This is a genomic window from Reyranella sp. CPCC 100927 (assembly GCF_007859315.1).
Lineage (GTDB): Bacteria > Pseudomonadota > Alphaproteobacteria > Reyranellales > Reyranellaceae > Vineibacter.
The window spans coordinates 274873-291123 of sequence record NZ_VOHA01000004.1 but is presented as its reverse complement, the minus strand read 5'-3'; the positions used below and the strand labels follow the sequence as shown (position 1 = coordinate 291123).

Sequence of the window (16251 nt, the reverse complement as noted above, 5' to 3'; positions counted from 1 at the left end):
CATCGGGAAAGGTTCCGTTGCCACCCGGAAAACCACACGGTCTCGGCAGCAGCAGGACGTGATCATCCCGGATCGCGAGCGCCCTCGAACGCATGCCGGGTGACGCGCCTACTTCGCTGCGCCTGTTTCGAACCGAAGCTCGGCCGACGGAAAGACGAAACGAACGGCCGAGGAATCGGGCTCCCAGGCAATGACCCGGGTCGAGGAGCGCGACCCGAAATAGGGCCCGGGGAAAGGCGTGCTGGTGAGTTTGTGGGCGACGCCGGGTCCGGTCACACGGAACTCGAACCAGCGCCGAGGCTTGCCGGTCAGGAAATGGCGTTCCGTATAGTCCATGACGGACGCCGTGAACCGGCCGTCCGGCGAGCGCCGCTCCTCACCCGTTCCCACGGGCATCGTATCGAGCCAGCGAAGGCCGGCCAGAAGCACGACAGACACAGCGACAAGAACAGCCAGTATGCAGGCGCTGACGATCCAGAACGTGCGATAGCGCCTTCCCTGAGGCTGGTTCGCTCTTGCGTCAGACCGCTGTTCCATCGCGTCCGGTCAGCCCCGCTCGTACTCTGCCCCTTCCTGAGAAGGACGCCGAGATTCTGACACACAACGATGCGAGGCGAAAACGCGTTCTATGCCGTCCGCAGATCGTCCAGATGGATCGTTCGCTGCCGGACACGCTTGCTCGTGGCGTGATCGATGGCATTGGTGACGGCTGGTGCCGACGTTGCCCAGCCCTTTCATGCCGGCCGGATTGACGTCGGTGACGGCCTCGATCGGCCCTGCCGGCAACCTTGCAGACGGCTGCGCGTTCAAGCGGTGGGACTGCTGAATTCTCGGAGGTGTCGAATGTTGAAACGGCTTGGTGCGGCCGCGCTGGCATGCGCGCTGGTGGGCGCCTGTTCCGTGCGCGAGGAGAAGACGATCGTCGCGCCGGCAGGCGCGGCCGAGAGCTGCCAGGCGCGCGGTTATCAGCCCGGCACCTCCGCCTACAACGATTGCGTGGCGCGCGCGGCCGACAGGCGATAGCGACGCAACCTCCGGTCAAACGTGCTCACGCTGTCATCGTGAGCACTGTCCCCTCGCCGCCTGCGGAAAGCGCGCTCAATACTTCTGCGGCACGTACAGTTCGGCCGGCAGGGTCTGACGGTCGTAGTTGGGATTGAAGACGCGGTCCGGCAGGGTGATGTCCTCGTGCGGCACCTCGGCATACGGGAACTGCTGCAGCAGGTGATCGATGCAGTTCAGGCGGGCGCGCTTCTTGTCATTGGCTTCGACGATGAACCAGGGTGCCTCGGCGATGTTGGTGCGGGCCAGCATCTCCTCCTTGGCCTTCGTGTAGTCCTCCCAGCGCACGCGGGACTGCAGGTCCATCGGGCTGAGCTTCCACTGCTTCATGGGATCATGGATGCGCATGAGAAAGCGCATCTGCTGTTCCTGGTCGGTGATCGAGAACCAGTACTTGATGACCTTGATGCCCGACCGCACCAGCATGCGCTCGAACTCAGGCGCGTCCTGGAAGAAGGCGTCCACCTGCTCGCGCGTGGCAAAGCCCATGACCCGCTCGACGCCGGCGCGGTTGTACCACGAGCGGTCGAACAGAACGATCTCGCCACCGGCCGGCAGGTGCGTCACGTAGCGCTGGAAGTACCATTGCGTTTTTTCGTGCTCGGTCGGCGCCGGCAGCGCCACGACGCGGCAGATACGCGGATTGAGACGCTGGGTGATGCGCTTGATCACGCCACCCTTGCCCGCCGAGTCGCGCCCTTCGAAGATCACGACGACCTTGGTCTTGGTGTGCGACACCCAGGACTGCAGCTTGATCAGCTCGGCCTGGAGGCTCAGGAGATTGCGGAAATACTGTTGCCGTTCGATCGACGGCGGATGGGCCTCCTTGTAGATCTTGGCGATTTCCCGCGACAGTGCCGGCTCGGAGAGCTCAAGCTCATAGTCCTCATCGAGGGTATCGGCGAGTTCCGCCTCGAGCCAGTCCTTCCCGTTGAGATGCTGCTTGTCCGACGTGGTCATGGTGCTGCTCCTGAAGGCCCGCGAGGGAAGCGCGTTTGCTAGAATCCGGATGTTAAAGTGCCATGACACCCGGCAGTTCCATCGGTGGAACATGTACCGGCGACCGTTTTTCGCGTATTGTCGCTATCGCTCAAATGGCCATGAGAACAAGGGGTCATGGGGACGACGGGGACTGGAACCGGCGATCGGCGTCTGAACGGATGGAAAGAGATTGCCTATTTTTTCAGCCGCAACGAACGCACGGTCAAGCGCTGGGCACACACGCGGGGTTTGCCGGTGCGGCGCGTGCCGGGTGCTGGCGGGACCAAGGTCTTCGGCTTCGCGGATGAACTGACCGCCTGGCTCAAGCAGGAAGGCGAAGCACACGCTGCCACGGCGACACAATCCGCCAGGGCGCCACAGGCTCCGGTTCCTCAGGCCCGCGAGCTCTATCTTGCCGGCATGTACTATCTGAACATGCAGACGGCGGAAGGGCTTGAGCGGGCGCAGCACCATTTCACGCAAGCCATTGCGCTGGATCCCAACGATGCCGGAAGCTTCGTCGGGCTGGCGACCTGCTATACGCAGCTGCGGCGCTTCACCTTGATGTCGGACGACGAGGCGTACACCCGGGCCAGGACCGCGGTCGAGCGCGCTATTGCCATCGACGCGACATTGTCGCAGGCCCACAGCCTGCTCGGCGATGTCCTCTTCTACGGTGTCTGGGACATCGCGGCGGCACTGACGTCGTTCCGGCGTGCCCTGGAGCTGGATCCCACGTCATCGCTCGCCCATCACCGCTATGCCATCGCCCTGATGCATATGGGGCGCTTCGAGGACGCCTTGACCGAGATCGGCCAGGCGCAGGCGCTGAACCCGGTGTACCGGGCGGTGCTCGCCGACAAGGGGCGGATCCTGTTTCATGCCGGCCGCCACGCCGACGCGATGGCGGTCCTGACGCAGCTGGCCGTGGCCTCGCCGGACTTCCTGCCGCCCCAGGCCTATCTCGCCGTGATCCACCTGGCGCAGGGTGACCATGCCGCCTACCTGACGGCCGCCTTGCGCGTGGCGACCCTGCGCGGCGACGCTGCGGGCCACGCGACCATACAGGCCGGCCAACGCGGCCTTGACCTGGGCGGCCCGGCGGCCATGAGCCGGGCGATGCTGGCCGAGCGCAAGGCGCTCTATCACGAAGGAAAATCCGGCGCCTACGAGTTGGCCCAAGCCCAGGCCCTTGCCGGCAACGGCGCGGCGGCAGTGGACAGCCTGCGCCAGGCCTTTGAGCGCCGTCAGTCGGCCGTGCTGAACCTGGTCGTCGATCCGGCCTTCGATCGCCTGCATGGCGATCGCGGCTTCGAGGCGCTGGTCGATCGCCTCGGTTTCCAGTCGACAGCGTCCGGCCCGCACACGAGCAACCGGCCTGCCCTGACCCTGGTGAATCGCCCCGAGCCGCCCCGGGCAGCGTGACAACGCGGGGCCCGCAGCACGGCCGGGATGTCACCGTTTGTCCCTATAAGTCCGCTTCGCGGCAGCGCCGCACATTTCCTATCATCGCCTGACCGCTGCATCGCCGAGCAGCGATGGCGTGAGGATCGATGATTTCGCCACCGCCCTCCGAGAAGCTCCTGGACCTGATCTACGACGCCGCGAGCGAACCGGAGGCGTGGCGGCAGGTTATGACCGAGATCGCCGACCTGACCGGGAGCCAGGGCGGCATCCTGTTCGGCCAGTCGCTGACGGCCGCCAGGGTCTATTTCGACTATAATGGTCGGCTGGATCCCGACTGCAATCGCGTCTACCAGCAGCGGCACATGCTCAATCCATGGTCGGTCGCCATGGAGTCGCAGCCGGTCGGCCGCATCGTCTTCTCCGATGACGTGGTGCCGTTGTCGTCGCTGCGGTCGACCGGGTTCTTCGACGAGGTCCTGCGGCCGCAGGACGTCGCGCACAATGCCATGATCCCGCTGGCCGCCCGCAACGACTTCCGTGCCGCGTTCAACATCTGCCGCAGTCCGCACCAGGGGGCTTTCGGCACCGGCGAGCGGCGTCTGCTGACGACGCTGACACCGCACCTATGCCGCTCGATCACGCTGGGGTTTCGCCTCGACGCCTACCGTGCCTTGCAGCACGCCGAATATCACGTGCTGGACCACCTCACGATCGGCGTTGCCCTGCTGGACCGACGCGGGCACGTCTTGTACGCCAATGCCGCCGCCCGACAGCTCGATTCGCCTTCCGGTGCGTTCCGCCTGCGCCATGCGCGCATCGAAGCGCGCATGCCGGGCCGCGCGCAACAGCTGAACAAACTCATTGCCGCGGCCCAGCGCGGCATGGTCGGCGGTGCGATGAAGCTGCCGCAGCCCGGCACCGACAAACCGCTGACGGTCCTTGTCACCTCGGTCCGGGGCCGCGATGTCGGGCGTTTCGCCGACGCCGCCCTGCCCGATGCGTCGGTCCTGCTGTTTTTCATCGACCCCAGCCACAATGCCAGGATCCCTGTCGACTGGCTGATGAATGCCTACGGCCTGACCGCGGCCGAGGCGAAGGTTGCCCTGGTGGCCGCATCGGGCGTGGCCGTCGCGAAAATGGCGGACCAGCTGGGCCTGTCGACGAACACCATCAAGACACACCTGCAGCAGGTGTTCGCCAAGACCGGCACCAACCGCCAGGCCGAATTGGCACGCCTGATGGCATCGATCGGCCTGTTGTCATCTGGCGCGCCGGATATTCCGAGCCGTTCATAAGCCAGCCGGCGGCATCATTGCGGCACGTGGCCGGCATCGGCCTGCAGCAGATAGAGCGAATCCCAATCGAACCGCGCCAGTCCGGCGGCGTCGATCAACAGGGCCATCCTGGCAATGTCCGCCTGTAGGACGGTGGCGAATTCTTCCGGCGCGCTGCCGACAATGTCGACCCCGCGATCGATCAGTTGCCGACGCAGATCGGGCTGCGATAGCGCGCGGACAAAGGCGGCGTGGACCTCGCGGATGACGTCGGCCGGCGTCCCGGCGGGTGCCACGATGCCGTACCGGGCCGACGACACTACCCCGGCGACTCCCGCTTCGGCCATCGTCGGCAGCGTGGCGGCGGCCGGCAGACGCCGCTCGGCGCTGACGGCGAGTCCACGCAGCCGGCCGCTGCGCACCAGCGGCAGAGCCGAGAGCACGCTGGCAAAGGCGGCCTTGACCTGTCCGATGCTGAGGTCGTGCAGGTAGCTCCCCTTGTAGGCGACATGGACCAGCGGCAGGTTGGTGCTGCTCTTGAGCATCTCGATCGCCAGGTGCTGCGAGGTGCCGTATCCGGCGGAGGCGAAGGGCAGCGCGTCCGGCCTGAGGCGGGCCAGCGACAGCAATTCCTCGACCGACTTGGCCGGAACACTGTTGTTGACGACCAGGATGTTCGGCGTCGCCGCAAGCTGCGTGATCGGCGCAAGGTCGCGCAGCGGATGATACGACAGCGCACTGAGGACGCCGATATTCAGCGCCATCGCCGCGTCGGTCGACAATGCCAGCGTGTAGCCGTCAGGCGCCGCATGAGCCACGCGCTCCACCGCGGCACTGCCGGCCGCACCCGGCATGTACTCGATGATGACCGGCTGTCCCCAGCTGGCGCCGACGGATTGCGCCAGCAGTCGCGCCATGAAGTCGACCGAGGTGCCAGGACGGAACGGAACGATCAGGCGCACCGGCCGATCGGGAAAGACGGCCTGAGCCGGACCAGTCCAGAGACCGGCGCACAGCAGCACGAGCAGGAACACGCGCCGTATGGATGCTCCGCAGTGCGTGACGTCGAGCCACATGCGAACGGCTTCCCAGGATTTTACCAGAACAGTCACTCTAATCCCGCATGCACCCTGCCCGCTATCGTACAGGCAGACGATGCCGTTACCGACATGGGCGAGCCGGTCAGGCGACATGCGCGCTCCTGCGACTCGAGCGGAAGCGATAGCGTTTGCTCGCCGTCAGGGCGATCACCGTCATGCAGCACAGCGCGTAGAGGCCACTGGCTGCCGCCAGGAAGTGATCATCGAGATTGATGGCGGCATAGGCGCCTGTCGAGACATGGCAGCCAGTCCACATCGCCCATGTCGAATAGGAGATCGCGGCGGCGCCGTTTTCGTCGCGCGCCACCCGGTAGATCTGAGGCAGGTATGACACCAGGCGCACCCCGGTGAAGACCGAGAACGCCAGCAGCGACGCTTCCGCCGGTGTCATGGATGCCCCCACAGCAATCCAAGCCGCACTATACCGCTCGGTGTCAGCGCTCGGTCACCGGCGCAGAGACGAGTGACGAGAGCCGGGTCAGGATACGCACGCTGGCCACAGCGTGCATCACCCGACCGGGTGAACCCGCAATCCTTCGCGCAACCTACGCCTCGGAGCGACTCTTGGACTCACGATTGTGGTCGTATCGTTTGAGCGGAAACGGCGGCAACCAGGACTCGCGACGGACGGTCCAGAGTTCATAGGTCGGCGTCAGCTGGTCGGGGGCATCCAGGGTGCCAAGGTTCACCTCGACTTCGTCTGCGGTGCGTCCGAAAACGGAGGAGCCGCAGCGGGGGCAGAAAAACCGCCCGTTGTAGTCGCGTGTTTCGCCTTCGATCGTCACCGCATCCTGCGGGAACACCGCGGAGGCATGAAAAAGGGCGCCATGATGCTTGCGGCAGTCGAGACAGTGACAGAGGCCACTCCTGTAGGGGCGTCCCGACGCCACAATTCGGACGTTGCCGCACAGGCAACCGCCGGTGAATCGGTCCATGTTGCGTCTCCTCCAAAATGACATGGCGGAATCTCTACACTGAACAGCACTGTTCATCTTGATCGAATCCGTCATCGCCGATGATCGATGGCGGCATAGGCGGTCCGGACACAGTCGCTGACCCACGCCGAGGATATTGCAGTGCGCATCACCCTGGTCGGGTGGCTCCAATCCCAGACCTGCCACGGAATTGCCTTGGCAACACGGGGCACCGCCCTGCGTTACCTCATCACAAGCTTCACCGTGAGGAGGAAGCCATGAGACTGATCCGAACGCCGTTGGCGCTATTGCCGTTGCTGCTGGTCGGAACGCTGGCCGCCTGTACGGTCCGCACCGAGAGGACGGAGCGCCAGGTATACGCGCCACCCCCGGCCGGTACGGTCGTCTACCCGTCGACGGCCTACTACTATTACCCGTCGAGGACGTACTACTACGACCGCGACCGGTACCACCCGGCTTATTACAGCTACTGATGGGAAGGCCCTTCTCCGCCCGCTGGCTGGGCGGAGAAGGCCGAGAAGCGCGGTCTTGGCCGATAGATCATGCAGCAGCGTGCTGCAGTGGGTCCGTTCTGGTTCGTCTTGTCGTCGACAGGCGTGCGGATCGGTTCTACAAAAGCGGCATGACGCTCCTGCTCTGCTTCCTCTGCATCAATATCGGCGTGGTGCTGGGCATGATCCTGTCCGCCACGGTGCGCAACATGGCATCGACGGTGGCGGTGAAACGCGACTGACACGCCTCTTGCGCCGATGGCCGTGAGCCCGACATAGTCGGGCTTCTTTGGTTCATCGAAGCACCCGCGTTCGTGTCCGCTCCCGCATCGTCACCCTCCCCATCCCTCGCGCGACAACAGCTTGCAACCCGTCTGGTGTTCCTGATCGCCGGCGGCGGTATCGCGGCATGGGCACCGCTGGTGCCTTACGTGCAGCAACGCGCCGCGCTTGATGCCCGTGACCTCGGCCTGCTGCTGTTGTGCATCGGCGCCGGTTCGATCGTCACCATGCCGCTGGCCGGCATCGTTGCAGCCCGCTTCGGCTGCCGCATGGTCCTGATCGTGGCATCGCTGCTGATCTGCTTGATGCTGCCGATCCTGGCCGTGGTGGCGGATGCCCGGCTGCTGGCGGCGGCCTTGCTGTGCTTCGGCGCTGCGCTGGGCGCGCTCGACTGTGTTGCCAACATCCAGGCCGTCATCGTCGAGCGCGCCAGCCGGCGGGCGATGATGTCGGGCTTCCACGGCATGTTCAGCCTCGGCGGCATCGCCGGTGCCGGCGGCATGAGCGGGCTGTTGAGCCTGGGCCTCGCGCCGCTCACCGCCGGCATCTGCGTCGTGGCCGTGCTGCTGGCGGCACTGCTGATCGCGGCTCCCTACCTGCTGCCCTACGGTGGCAGCGGCGGCACGATGTTCGCCTTGCCGCGGGGCATCGTTCTGGCGATCGGCATCCTGTGCTTCATCCTGTTCCTGGCCGAAGGTGCGGTGCTCGACTGGAGCGCGGTGTTTCTCACCACCTTGCGCGGCGTCACGCCGGAGCAGGCCGGCTTCGGCTACACCGCCTTCGCGGCCACGATGACGGTGGGCCGCCTGAGCGGCGATCGCATCGTGCAGGCGCTGGGCGGCATACGCATCGTCGTGCTTGGCTCGCTGTGCGCCGCCGCCGGCCTGGCGCTCGCCACGATCGCGCCGTGGTGGGAGGCGGCGTTGGCCGGCTATGCCCTGGTCGGCGCCGGCTGCGCCAATGTCGTGCCTGTCTTTTACAGCGCACTCGGCCGGCAGACCGTGATGCCTGAAAGTGTCGCCGTGCCGGCGGTCACGACCTTGGGCTATGCGGGGATCCTCGCCGGCCCGGTGCTGATCGGCTTTGCCGCGCATGCCACGAACCTGGCGGTGTCCTTCATCATTCTGGCCGTGCTGCTGGTCGGCGTCGCCGTCACCGCCCGCCCGCTGCTCAAGGCGCCGTAAGCCCGCCTATCGCATCCAAATCGGACCGCTCTTTACTTGCGACGATGGGCGCGCGCGCTCATTGTCCGCTCGCCGGCTGATATCAGCGTTCTCGTGTCGGCCGGCTCTCTAGGTTACCCAAACGTTTTGACTGGCCCGCCCGGCACAACCGCGGCGGGCTTCTTCTTTTAGTCTATTCTCCCGATGCGTGTCCGATTTCCGGGCTCGACCGCGACGAATGTTCATGTTATGTTCTTTTCATGAATACCGAAGCTTCCCGTCTGGTCCACGACATTGCCGCCAGTGGCGCGATGGTGGACGTCGCCTGCGGTGCGTGCGGACGCCTCTCCAAGATCGACCCGCGCAGCCTCGTTGGGTCCTACGGACAGCGCCGCCTGTCGGAGGTACCGCTGCGCTGCGGCTTCTGTGGCGCCGCCGGCGGCAAGGTCACGCTGCGCTTCGCGTCGCGCCTGTTCATGGACAGGCGTGGCGAGCCGCTGCGGGTGCGCACGCTCTATGACGGCGGTCAGGAACTGCGCCTGCTGTGCACCTGCTGCCGCCCCTCCCACGAGATCCGTTTCGCGACCGCACGCCAGGTCGAGGAGCAATTGGGCTGCATCAATCCCCTCGTGAGCGAAGCCTGCCAGCGTCTGGTTTGCAGCGTGTCTCTCAAGAACGGAATGGTGGGCGTCGCCGCCAGTCCGCGGACGGAGGCGCAAATGCGTCTGCCGCTGTTACACCGCCACCGCGCCCGCTGACCTGCCAACGATCGTGGGAGCGCCGGCCTTGTATGAAGCCGTTGTCGAAATACCGGCTGAGATCGCGGCTGATCCGAAGCAACTGGAAACGCTGAAACAGGCGGCCCAGGTGCTGACCTTTGGTCACTACAGGATCGCCCGGGCGGACCATCGGCTGTTCTTCGGCTTCGCCACGCTGTTGAACGCGCGGTTGTTCCGTAGACGCCTGGATGCGATCCGCGAAACTCGGGATTGATGCGCGTTGATGCGGGAACACCGATATCGACGATGCGGTCTGTGCCCGGATCTCCCGTCGACGGCGCGGCCTTCTGCTCGGTATGAGCGGAACGCAGGCTGATCTTGGCCGTTCTATTGCAGTCGCCGCAGCGGCAATGACGACAGTCACGCGCCACGACGAGGCCAACACCATGACCATACCTTTCACAAAAATCCTGGTGAACCAATGCTACCAAACCAGGAGCGGCGAGGTTCGGCGCGTCATCAGCATCACGCCCACAGGCGACGTGATCTTTATCGCCTATCCCAGTGACGGTGGTGCAGCAGCCGGCGAAGAGGAACAGACCACGGGTGCGTTGTTCGCGGAAGCTGCCGTGGAAGAAGTCCCCTGCCCGACGTGATGCTCTGCGCCGTCAGTCCAAGAGGCCACATGAAGGCAGGGCGACGATGCGCCACGACCATCGCCGATCATGCATACGGTGAACGCGCGGCTTACCAGCGCGAGCGACGGCCCCGGAACAGTCGCGAACTGATGTAGCCCAGCGCGAACGCGAACGATACGGCCACCAGCGGCCGTTCTCGGATCGAGTCTTCCAGACAGGCGACACCGTCGTCCTTGATGTCACCGGCGGTCCTGATCGTCTTGGCGGCCAGCGTGCCGGTGGCTTCGGCCGCGTCGCGCGCCAGATTGTCGACCAGTTGCGACGCCAGGCTCAGAAATGTCCGGGCCTTTTCGTCGACAATTCGCTTGGCATCGGCGCCGCCGGTCGCGATCGCACTTTCGATGGATGCCGCGATCGGCTTCAGTTGGCGCTTGAGGTCGTCGACTTCGTCCCACATCTGTCGCGTCGTGTCGGCGGTATCTCGATGCGCCATGACTGCGTCCTCCCCGTCAGCGGCTGCGGCCGGCCAGCCCCATCAAGGCCCCGACCACGAACAACACCAGGAAGATGAAGAACAGGATCTGGGCGATGCCGCCTGCCGCCGAAGCGATGCCGCCAAAGCCGAGGACCGCGGCGATCAGCGCCACGACCAGGAAAACCAGCGCCCAATGAAGCATGTCAATTCTCCTCCGAAAACGGATGCCACCACCGCATCGCCGGCCTACACCTCGCGCCGATGAGCGCCGCCCAGCAGAGCGCCGCCGACCGCACCCGTGCAGCCCAATAGCAGGGCGATGAAGCCCCAGAAGGCCGTGAAGGCGCCCGTACGCTTGGCTTTGTCGGCCGCTTCCTTGGCCCGCTGTTCCGCCTGCTGGACTGCGTCCCGCACCTGCTGTTCGGCGCGTGCGACGCGCTCCTTGGCTTCGGCCTCCGCAATGCCCGTGCGCTGCGCCACGATACCGGCGAGATAGTCGCGGTCGCTGGCCGCCATTTCGCCCCGCATCCAGCTCCGCCGCAAAATCTCGACGATCTCCTGCGGCCGTACTTCAGTGCCGCCCGGCTGGCCGCTGCGGGTCAACTGCCGGACCAGCACGCCGATCTCACCGTCGTCGACCGCGGCAACACCGGCCGCGGCGGTGCTGGCTCCCGCAGCGACCGCCTGGCCCACCGTGCGCGCCGCCGACACCGTCACGACGACGCTCAACATGACACCGATGATCAGGGCCATCGCCCAGACGGCGGCGCCGTGCGCGGCATCGCGGAAACGGGTCTCGTCGGTCGATCCCGATATCGCGTGCCGTCGAAGCCGGCCGGCAACGTAGCCGCCCACGAACAGGCCCCACAGCTGGGCCGTGATGAACCATATCACCGCCCCGATCGACAGCTGCTTGGCCGAGGAACCCACGGGCGCCCAGGGATCATACAGGGCCAAGCCGATGCCAAGCCCAAGGGTCACCATGGCGATCGTCGCCGCCAGGCCGACGACGGCGCCGGCGATGATGGCGCTCCACGTGACGGCTGAACTCTCACCATCGGGTAGTTCGATTGATTCGGCAACGATCGTCCCGCTGACAGCCATGGCACACCCTCTCATGCGCGCGGGCATGCCGGCGTGCCGGGTCCCGTCAACCGTGTGAACGCCGCGATGCGGATGGGGTTCCTTTTCTTGTTGTTTTGCGCTGCCTTGGCAGGACGTCGCGACTTTGCCTGGCAACAACCATCGCCCGACCTCGTTGCAAGGTTCGTGTGCCCTACAGCCAGGAGGAAGATGTCATGACCACCCCGAAGAAAAAGGACCATCGCGAGAAACGACCGGACGATCACGCCAGTGCCCCGACCAACGAGGGTGAAGGCAACCGGACGGCAGCGAAGGCTTACAACGATGCCACCCACACATTCGTCGAGTCCGGCAAGCCGGCCGCCGCGGCCAAGGAGGCAGAGCGCGCGGTGTCCACGCCTGAAGCAGAAGAGTTGACTGCAGCGGAAGCCAAGGGCCGTGCCCGCGCACGTCACTAGAACGTGTCACGTGCGCCTCTCCCGCTGCTGATTTTCACGAGACAGGTCGCGCCATCCGCTCGCAAGGATGGCGCGACCTCGAGCCTGTGGCGATGAGACATCAATGGATGCGTCGCGAGACTCGGAGTCCCCGAGCGCTAAGGCGCCAGTGCCATATCGGCAACCGCGGCCGGCGTCTGTGACACCTCGGGACGGGCTGCCGGTGGCGCCAGGACCATCACTGTCTGTGCCTGCGCCTTGATCTCCACGTCGGGCGACACCGCGGGCGGCTGGGCGCGCGCGCGCCAGAGCCGGTCATCGATATGCGCATCGTGGCGGTTGGCGACCAGCGTCAGGCAGCGGCCGCGGCGCACGTCGGCCGGCGCCGGCGTGTCGGCGCCCTGCAGGCGATCCGTTAAATAGTCGATGAAGTCCTGGCGCCGATCGGCCGGCACCAGTGCGATATCGAGCAGGCCGTCGTCCGCCTGCGCCCCGGGTGCCAGTTCGACGGAGGGACCCACAGAGCGGATGTTCATGGCGCCGAGCAGAAGAAACTCGCCGGAAAATCCGATACCGTCCACGGCGCCTGCCAACGGGATCGGACGATAAGATGCGGCGAGTGCCTTCAGCGCCAACCGATCGCGATACAATTTGAAATCCTGATCATCGCGTTTGGCATCGCTGTGCTTGTCTTGTGCATGCAGCTGCGCCATGACCGACGCCAGAAGGCCGAAGCCGACGCCTTCAACAAAAGGCAGCTTTCCCCACGGCCCGCTCGCCACGCCGATGTCCAGTGCGCGATGCCGGGCCTGCACCAGGCCGTCGATATGCTCCTGCGGCGACAGAACGTCGATTCCCAGCATGCGAGCGATGTTGTTGGCGGTCCCGGTGGGCAACAGCGCGATCGGCACATCGCGGCCGGCGAACGCTGCTGCCACTTTCCCGACGGTCCCGTCGCCACCGGCGACGATGACCAGTTCGCCGGGATCGTCGATCAGGGCCTTCCAGCTGCTCTTCTTGTCGACACAGTGCGCAACGGTATAGCCGGCAGCCCGCAGCAACGCCTTGAGCTCCTTGCCTGAGTGCGCCGCACCGCCCGATTTGGAATTGTACACCAGACTGACGCGCATCGGTCTCCCCCTGCGTCTGGAAGTCGGTAAACGCAGGGGACCCTGGAAAGGTTGCCGCCCTCACACCGCGCGGCGGATTGCCGTCATCACCTCGCGCAAGCCACGGCCGATGACCTTGTCGCGGCGAACGACCAGCGCCAGCTTGCGCTGCAGGCGGGGCACCAGCGGGCGCGCGATGATCGGCAGGCGCTCGGCCTTGCGGATCGCCATGCCAGGCAGCACGGCACAGCCCAGGCCGGCAGCGACCAGCTCCTTGATCGCCTCGACGCTGCCCAGTTCCATGACCGGCGCCAGCCGCACGCCGGCGCGCGCGAACCAGGCATCGACGATACGGCGCGTGTGGCCGGCCGTCTCGTAGAGAACCAGCGGCAGCTTGGCCAGCGCCGCCGGTGTTGCCTGTTTAGGCAGCCGGTCGTCATCGGCGGCACCGACCACCACGAACGGGTCGTCGCGCACGGGGATCACCTCGAACATGCGGCCCGCCGCCGGCAAGGTGACCAGGCCGACATCGAGCTGGTTGGCTTCCAACGCCCGCAGCACGTCGCCGGTGTTGCCGGTCGTGACGGCGATATCGAGTGTCGGAAAGCGCCGCCGCAGATCGCGCAGCACCGGCGGCAAAAGGTAGATGCAGGCCGTCGCCCCGGTTCCGACGCGCACCCGCCCCAATGCGCCACTGACATGCGGCGCAATCGCTTCCAGGGCCGCCGCGACCGCCGCTTCGATGTGCTGGGCATGCTCCAGCAACGACACGCCGGCGCTGGTCGGCGTCGCGCGCTTGCCCACGCGCTCGATCAGCCGCACGCCCAGCCGTCGTTCGAGTTGCCGCACTTGCAGGCTGACGGCGGGCTGGCTGCGTTGCAGCCGCTCGGCTGCCGCCGAGAAGCTGCCCAGTTCGATGACCTGCATGAAGGCGTGGATCTGATCGAGCTTGAGGTCGCGCATGCCAAAGTTTCGCTTATGCTCGGCATGAGGTGCAACAGCTTCTCTTATGAGGTGCCGTGTCCCACCATGACGATCCATGAACACTGCGCATTCCCTTACCCCGATCGGCGGACCTTCGGCATGGCACGCGGCCGACCTTCAGGGTCGCGAGGACTGGATTCTCCATCTTGCGCCAAATGATATCGACGAGATCGATGCCGCCGTCGCCGACACACGGCGGCGCGGTCTGGCGATCATCGACATCGCGCCGGCGGATTTCCCCCTGCCGGGCCTGACGGTGCGCCTGCAGGCTTTGCGTGCTGCCATCAAGGACGGCATCGGTTTCGGCTACGTCCGCGGCATCCCGGTCGACCGATACGATCGCGACACCCAGCTGCGCGTCTATTGGGGCCTCGCCCGCCATATCGGCGATCCGGTGCCGCAGAACCGCAACGGCCACCTGATCGGCCACGTGATCGACGTCGGCGACGGGCCGCAGGACGTCAACAAACGGCTGACGCAGAGCACCGCCGAATTGGCTTTCCACTCCGACTCCTGCGATGTCGTCGGTCTGCTGTGCGTGCACACGGCGCGGCGCGGCGGCCAAAGCGCCATTGTGAGCGCGATCGCCGTGCACGACGAGATGCTGCACCGCGCAGCCGATCTGTGCGGCGCCCTTTATGATCCGGTCGTGATCGACCGCCGTGGCGAAGTGCCGCCCGGCCAGGCGCCCTGGTTCGCCATGCCCGTCTTCACGCAGCATCAGGGGCAGTTCAACAGCTACGGTCCTTTGCCACAGTACATCGAGTCGGCTCGACGCTTCGCCGATGCGCCGCGCATGACCGCGCGCCAGCAGGCAGCGATCGCGTTGTTCTATGATATCTGCGGTGACGATCGATTCTGCCTGCGCGTCCCCTTCCAGCCTGGCGATATCCAGTTCCTGCACAATCACCTGATCTTTCATTCGCGCACGGCGTTCGAGGACTGGCCCGAGCCGGTACGCAAACGTCACCTGCTGCGCATATGGCTGTCGCTGCCCGACGGCCGCGAACTGCCGCCGATCTTTCTCAACAAATGGACCAATATCACGCGCGGCACCCGCCGCGGCGGCGCGGTACTCGCACCCGGTAAGCCGCTGACAATCCCGTTCGACCCGGAGATACCGGCGTTCGCTTGACCGCAGCCTCTACTCTGCCGGTGCCGTGGGTATCGCGTGATTGACCTGATGGATGGCGGGACGGCTCAGCCGTGGCGGTTGACGTGCTGGCCGCTCCTTCGACATGCCGGCCAACACACTACCGTTCCATTGATAACCCTGGATCGGCATGGTCGAGATCATGTCGAAATCCGTATCCAATGCCTGGAACTTGCGGCGTATACGCCGCACCGCCGACCGCACATTGGTGCGGTAGCCCTCCTCGCCAGTGCCGCCGATGAAACCGGCATAGTGCATGCAGTCGTATATCTCGCGTGGCGAGACGTATTCATCGACCTTCGACGTCAGCAGCTGGATGACCTTGAACTCGCTCAAGGTCAGGTTGATGTCGACATTTTTCCAGTAAGCACGGCAGATGTGCGGCCGCAGCAGCAACGGACCGCAGCGGATCGTCTCGTCGGCCTGAACCGCCGGCACAGGCCTCGCCAGCAGCACGATGCGGTGGATGCGCTGGGCCAGAATCGCAACGCCCCGCGACTTGCTCAAGAAGTCGATCGCACCACGATCCAACGCCAGGCGTTCGCGCCGGACAGAGGCGTTGCTTGCCAGAAGCACGACCGGCAGCCGCACGCCGCGATGACGCAAGCGGACCAGCAGGTCGAGGCCCGACACGTCTGAAGGCGACCAGTCCAACACGATCACGTCACCACCGCCGTCGCCGGCAAAGTGGTTCAACAACTCGTGGCCCTTGGCGAAGCCGATGGCCTCGACACCATGGTGAGTGAGCTTGGAGATGATGACGTCGCGATAGGCGTCGTCATCATCGACAAGAACAACGCGGGTTCGCTCCGCGTTGTTTCGGCCACGACACACAGTCCCCGTTACCGGCGTCGTCATTGGTATCCCCGATCAGATAGCAGCACTCCGTTGGTACGCACACGGTGTGCCAAGGCGCTGGCATGCAGACGTCTGGGTCGAAACGACACATACAGGGCCC

Annotated in this window: 21 protein-coding genes; 10 read left to right on the top strand and 11 right to left on the bottom strand. The window is 65.5% G+C overall.

Going from position 1 to position 16251, the window contains the following annotated elements:
* Nucleotides 1-108: 108 nt before the first annotated feature.
* Nucleotides 109-396 carry a hypothetical protein gene (locus FQU96_RS14175; protein WP_146541924.1) on the bottom strand — a complete coding sequence of 96 codons (288 nt, stop codon included), beginning with the start codon at nt 394-396 and terminating at the stop codon, nt 109-111.
* A 447-nt stretch (nt 397-843) separates the two neighbouring features.
* Here FQU96_RS14175 and FQU96_RS14170 point away from each other — a divergent pair, with 447 nt between their 5' ends.
* Nucleotides 844-1023, top strand: coding sequence for a hypothetical protein (locus tag FQU96_RS14170; RefSeq protein WP_146541923.1), 180 nt, complete (start codon nt 844-846; stop codon nt 1021-1023).
* 75 nt (nt 1024-1098) lie between these two features.
* Here FQU96_RS14170 and ppk2 read toward each other — a convergent pair whose 3' ends face one another.
* Nucleotides 1099-2022 carry a polyphosphate kinase 2 gene (gene ppk2, locus FQU96_RS14165; protein ID WP_146541922.1) on the bottom strand — a complete coding sequence of 308 codons (924 nt, stop codon included), beginning with the start codon at nt 2020-2022 and terminating at the stop codon, nt 1099-1101.
* 156 nt (nt 2023-2178) lie between these two features.
* Here ppk2 and FQU96_RS14160 point away from each other — a divergent pair, with 156 nt between their 5' ends.
* Together FQU96_RS14160 and FQU96_RS14155 are read left to right on the top strand one after the other, a co-directional pair.
* Complete coding sequence (locus FQU96_RS14160) at nt 2179-3468, top strand: tetratricopeptide repeat protein (protein ID WP_146541921.1); 1290 nt, start codon at nt 2179-2181, stop codon at nt 3466-3468.
* Between the two features lie 128 nt (nt 3469-3596).
* Nucleotides 3597-4745 carry a helix-turn-helix transcriptional regulator gene (locus FQU96_RS14155; protein ID WP_146541920.1) on the top strand — a complete coding sequence of 383 codons (1149 nt, stop codon included), beginning with the start codon at nt 3597-3599 and terminating at the stop codon, nt 4743-4745.
* Nucleotides 4746-4759: 14 nt separating this feature from the next.
* Here FQU96_RS14155 and FQU96_RS14150 read toward each other — a convergent pair whose 3' ends face one another.
* From FQU96_RS14150 to FQU96_RS14140, 3 genes are all read right to left on the bottom strand, one after another.
* Nucleotides 4760-5917, bottom strand: a complete 1158-nt coding sequence (locus FQU96_RS14150; protein WP_146541919.1) for a tripartite tricarboxylate transporter substrate binding protein — start codon at nt 5915-5917, stop codon at nt 4760-4762.
* Nucleotides 5907-6215, bottom strand: a complete 309-nt coding sequence (locus FQU96_RS14145) for a hypothetical protein (RefSeq protein WP_146541918.1) — start codon at nt 6213-6215, stop codon at nt 5907-5909. The genes FQU96_RS14150 and FQU96_RS14145 overlap by 11 nt, the downstream gene beginning before the upstream one ends.
* A gap of 154 nt (nt 6216-6369) precedes the next feature.
* Nucleotides 6370-6759: a GFA family protein gene (locus tag FQU96_RS14140; protein ID WP_146541917.1), complete on the bottom strand. Its 390-nt coding sequence runs from the start codon at nt 6757-6759 to the stop codon at nt 6370-6372.
* Nucleotides 6760-7016: 257 nt separating this feature from the next.
* Here FQU96_RS14140 and FQU96_RS14135 point away from each other — a divergent pair, with 257 nt between their 5' ends.
* The 5 genes from FQU96_RS14135 (at nt 7017) to FQU96_RS14115 (ending at nt 10070) form a co-directional block, all read left to right on the top strand.
* On the top strand, nt 7017-7232 hold the full coding sequence (locus FQU96_RS14135) for a hypothetical protein (protein WP_146541916.1): 216 nt from the start codon (nt 7017-7019) through the stop codon (nt 7230-7232).
* A 395-nt stretch (nt 7233-7627) separates the two neighbouring features.
* Nucleotides 7628-8716 (top strand): MFS transporter, encoded by a 1089-nt coding sequence (locus FQU96_RS14130; protein WP_255468151.1) that lies wholly within the window; start codon nt 7628-7630, stop codon nt 8714-8716.
* 239 nt (nt 8717-8955) lie between these two features.
* Complete coding sequence (locus FQU96_RS14125) at nt 8956-9453, top strand: hypothetical protein (RefSeq protein ID WP_146541914.1); 498 nt, start codon at nt 8956-8958, stop codon at nt 9451-9453.
* A 28-nt stretch (nt 9454-9481) separates the two neighbouring features.
* Entirely contained in the window at nt 9482-9688 is a 207-nt protein-coding gene (locus FQU96_RS14120) for a hypothetical protein (protein WP_146541913.1), read from the top strand.
* A gap of 136 nt (nt 9689-9824) precedes the next feature.
* Nucleotides 9825-10070, top strand: a complete 246-nt coding sequence (locus tag FQU96_RS14115; RefSeq protein ID WP_146541912.1) for a hypothetical protein — start codon at nt 9825-9827, stop codon at nt 10068-10070.
* A gap of 91 nt (nt 10071-10161) precedes the next feature.
* Here FQU96_RS14115 and FQU96_RS14110 read toward each other — a convergent pair whose 3' ends face one another.
* From FQU96_RS14110 to FQU96_RS14100, 3 genes are read right to left on the bottom strand one after another with little or no spacing between them, the layout of a single operon-like run.
* Complete coding sequence (locus FQU96_RS14110; protein ID WP_146541911.1) at nt 10162-10545, bottom strand: hypothetical protein; 384 nt, start codon at nt 10543-10545, stop codon at nt 10162-10164.
* Between the two features lie 16 nt (nt 10546-10561).
* Entirely contained in the window at nt 10562-10729 is a 168-nt protein-coding gene (locus FQU96_RS14105) for a DUF1328 domain-containing protein (RefSeq protein ID WP_146541910.1), read from the bottom strand.
* A gap of 44 nt (nt 10730-10773) precedes the next feature.
* Complete coding sequence (locus FQU96_RS14100) at nt 10774-11631, bottom strand: hypothetical protein (RefSeq protein ID WP_146541909.1); 858 nt, start codon at nt 11629-11631, stop codon at nt 10774-10776.
* Between the two features lie 194 nt (nt 11632-11825).
* On the opposite strand from FQU96_RS14100, the gene FQU96_RS14095 reads away from it, so the two are divergent.
* Nucleotides 11826-12068 (top strand): hypothetical protein, encoded by a 243-nt coding sequence (locus tag FQU96_RS14095; RefSeq protein ID WP_146541908.1) that lies wholly within the window; start codon nt 11826-11828, stop codon nt 12066-12068.
* Nucleotides 12069-12205: 137 nt separating this feature from the next.
* Here FQU96_RS14095 and FQU96_RS14090 read toward each other — a convergent pair whose 3' ends face one another.
* On the bottom strand, nt 12206-13177 hold the full coding sequence (locus FQU96_RS14090; protein WP_146541907.1) for a diacylglycerol kinase family protein: 972 nt from the start codon (nt 13175-13177) through the stop codon (nt 12206-12208).
* 60 nt (nt 13178-13237) lie between these two features.
* Nucleotides 13238-14119, bottom strand: coding sequence for a LysR family transcriptional regulator (locus FQU96_RS14085; RefSeq protein WP_146541906.1), 882 nt, complete (start codon nt 14117-14119; stop codon nt 13238-13240).
* Nucleotides 14120-14195: 76 nt separating this feature from the next.
* Between FQU96_RS14085 and FQU96_RS14080 the strand changes: the two genes are divergently transcribed.
* Nucleotides 14196-15275 (top strand): TauD/TfdA family dioxygenase, encoded by a 1080-nt coding sequence (locus tag FQU96_RS14080; RefSeq protein WP_146541905.1) that lies wholly within the window; start codon nt 14196-14198, stop codon nt 15273-15275.
* Nucleotides 15276-15284: 9 nt separating this feature from the next.
* On the opposite strand, the gene FQU96_RS14075 is transcribed toward FQU96_RS14080, so the two are convergent.
* The gene (locus FQU96_RS14075; protein WP_146541904.1) at nt 15285-16151 is read right to left on the bottom strand and encodes a response regulator transcription factor; all 867 of its coding nucleotides are present in this window, start codon (nt 16149-16151) and stop codon (nt 15285-15287) included.
* Nucleotides 16152-16251: the final 100 nt, after the last annotated feature.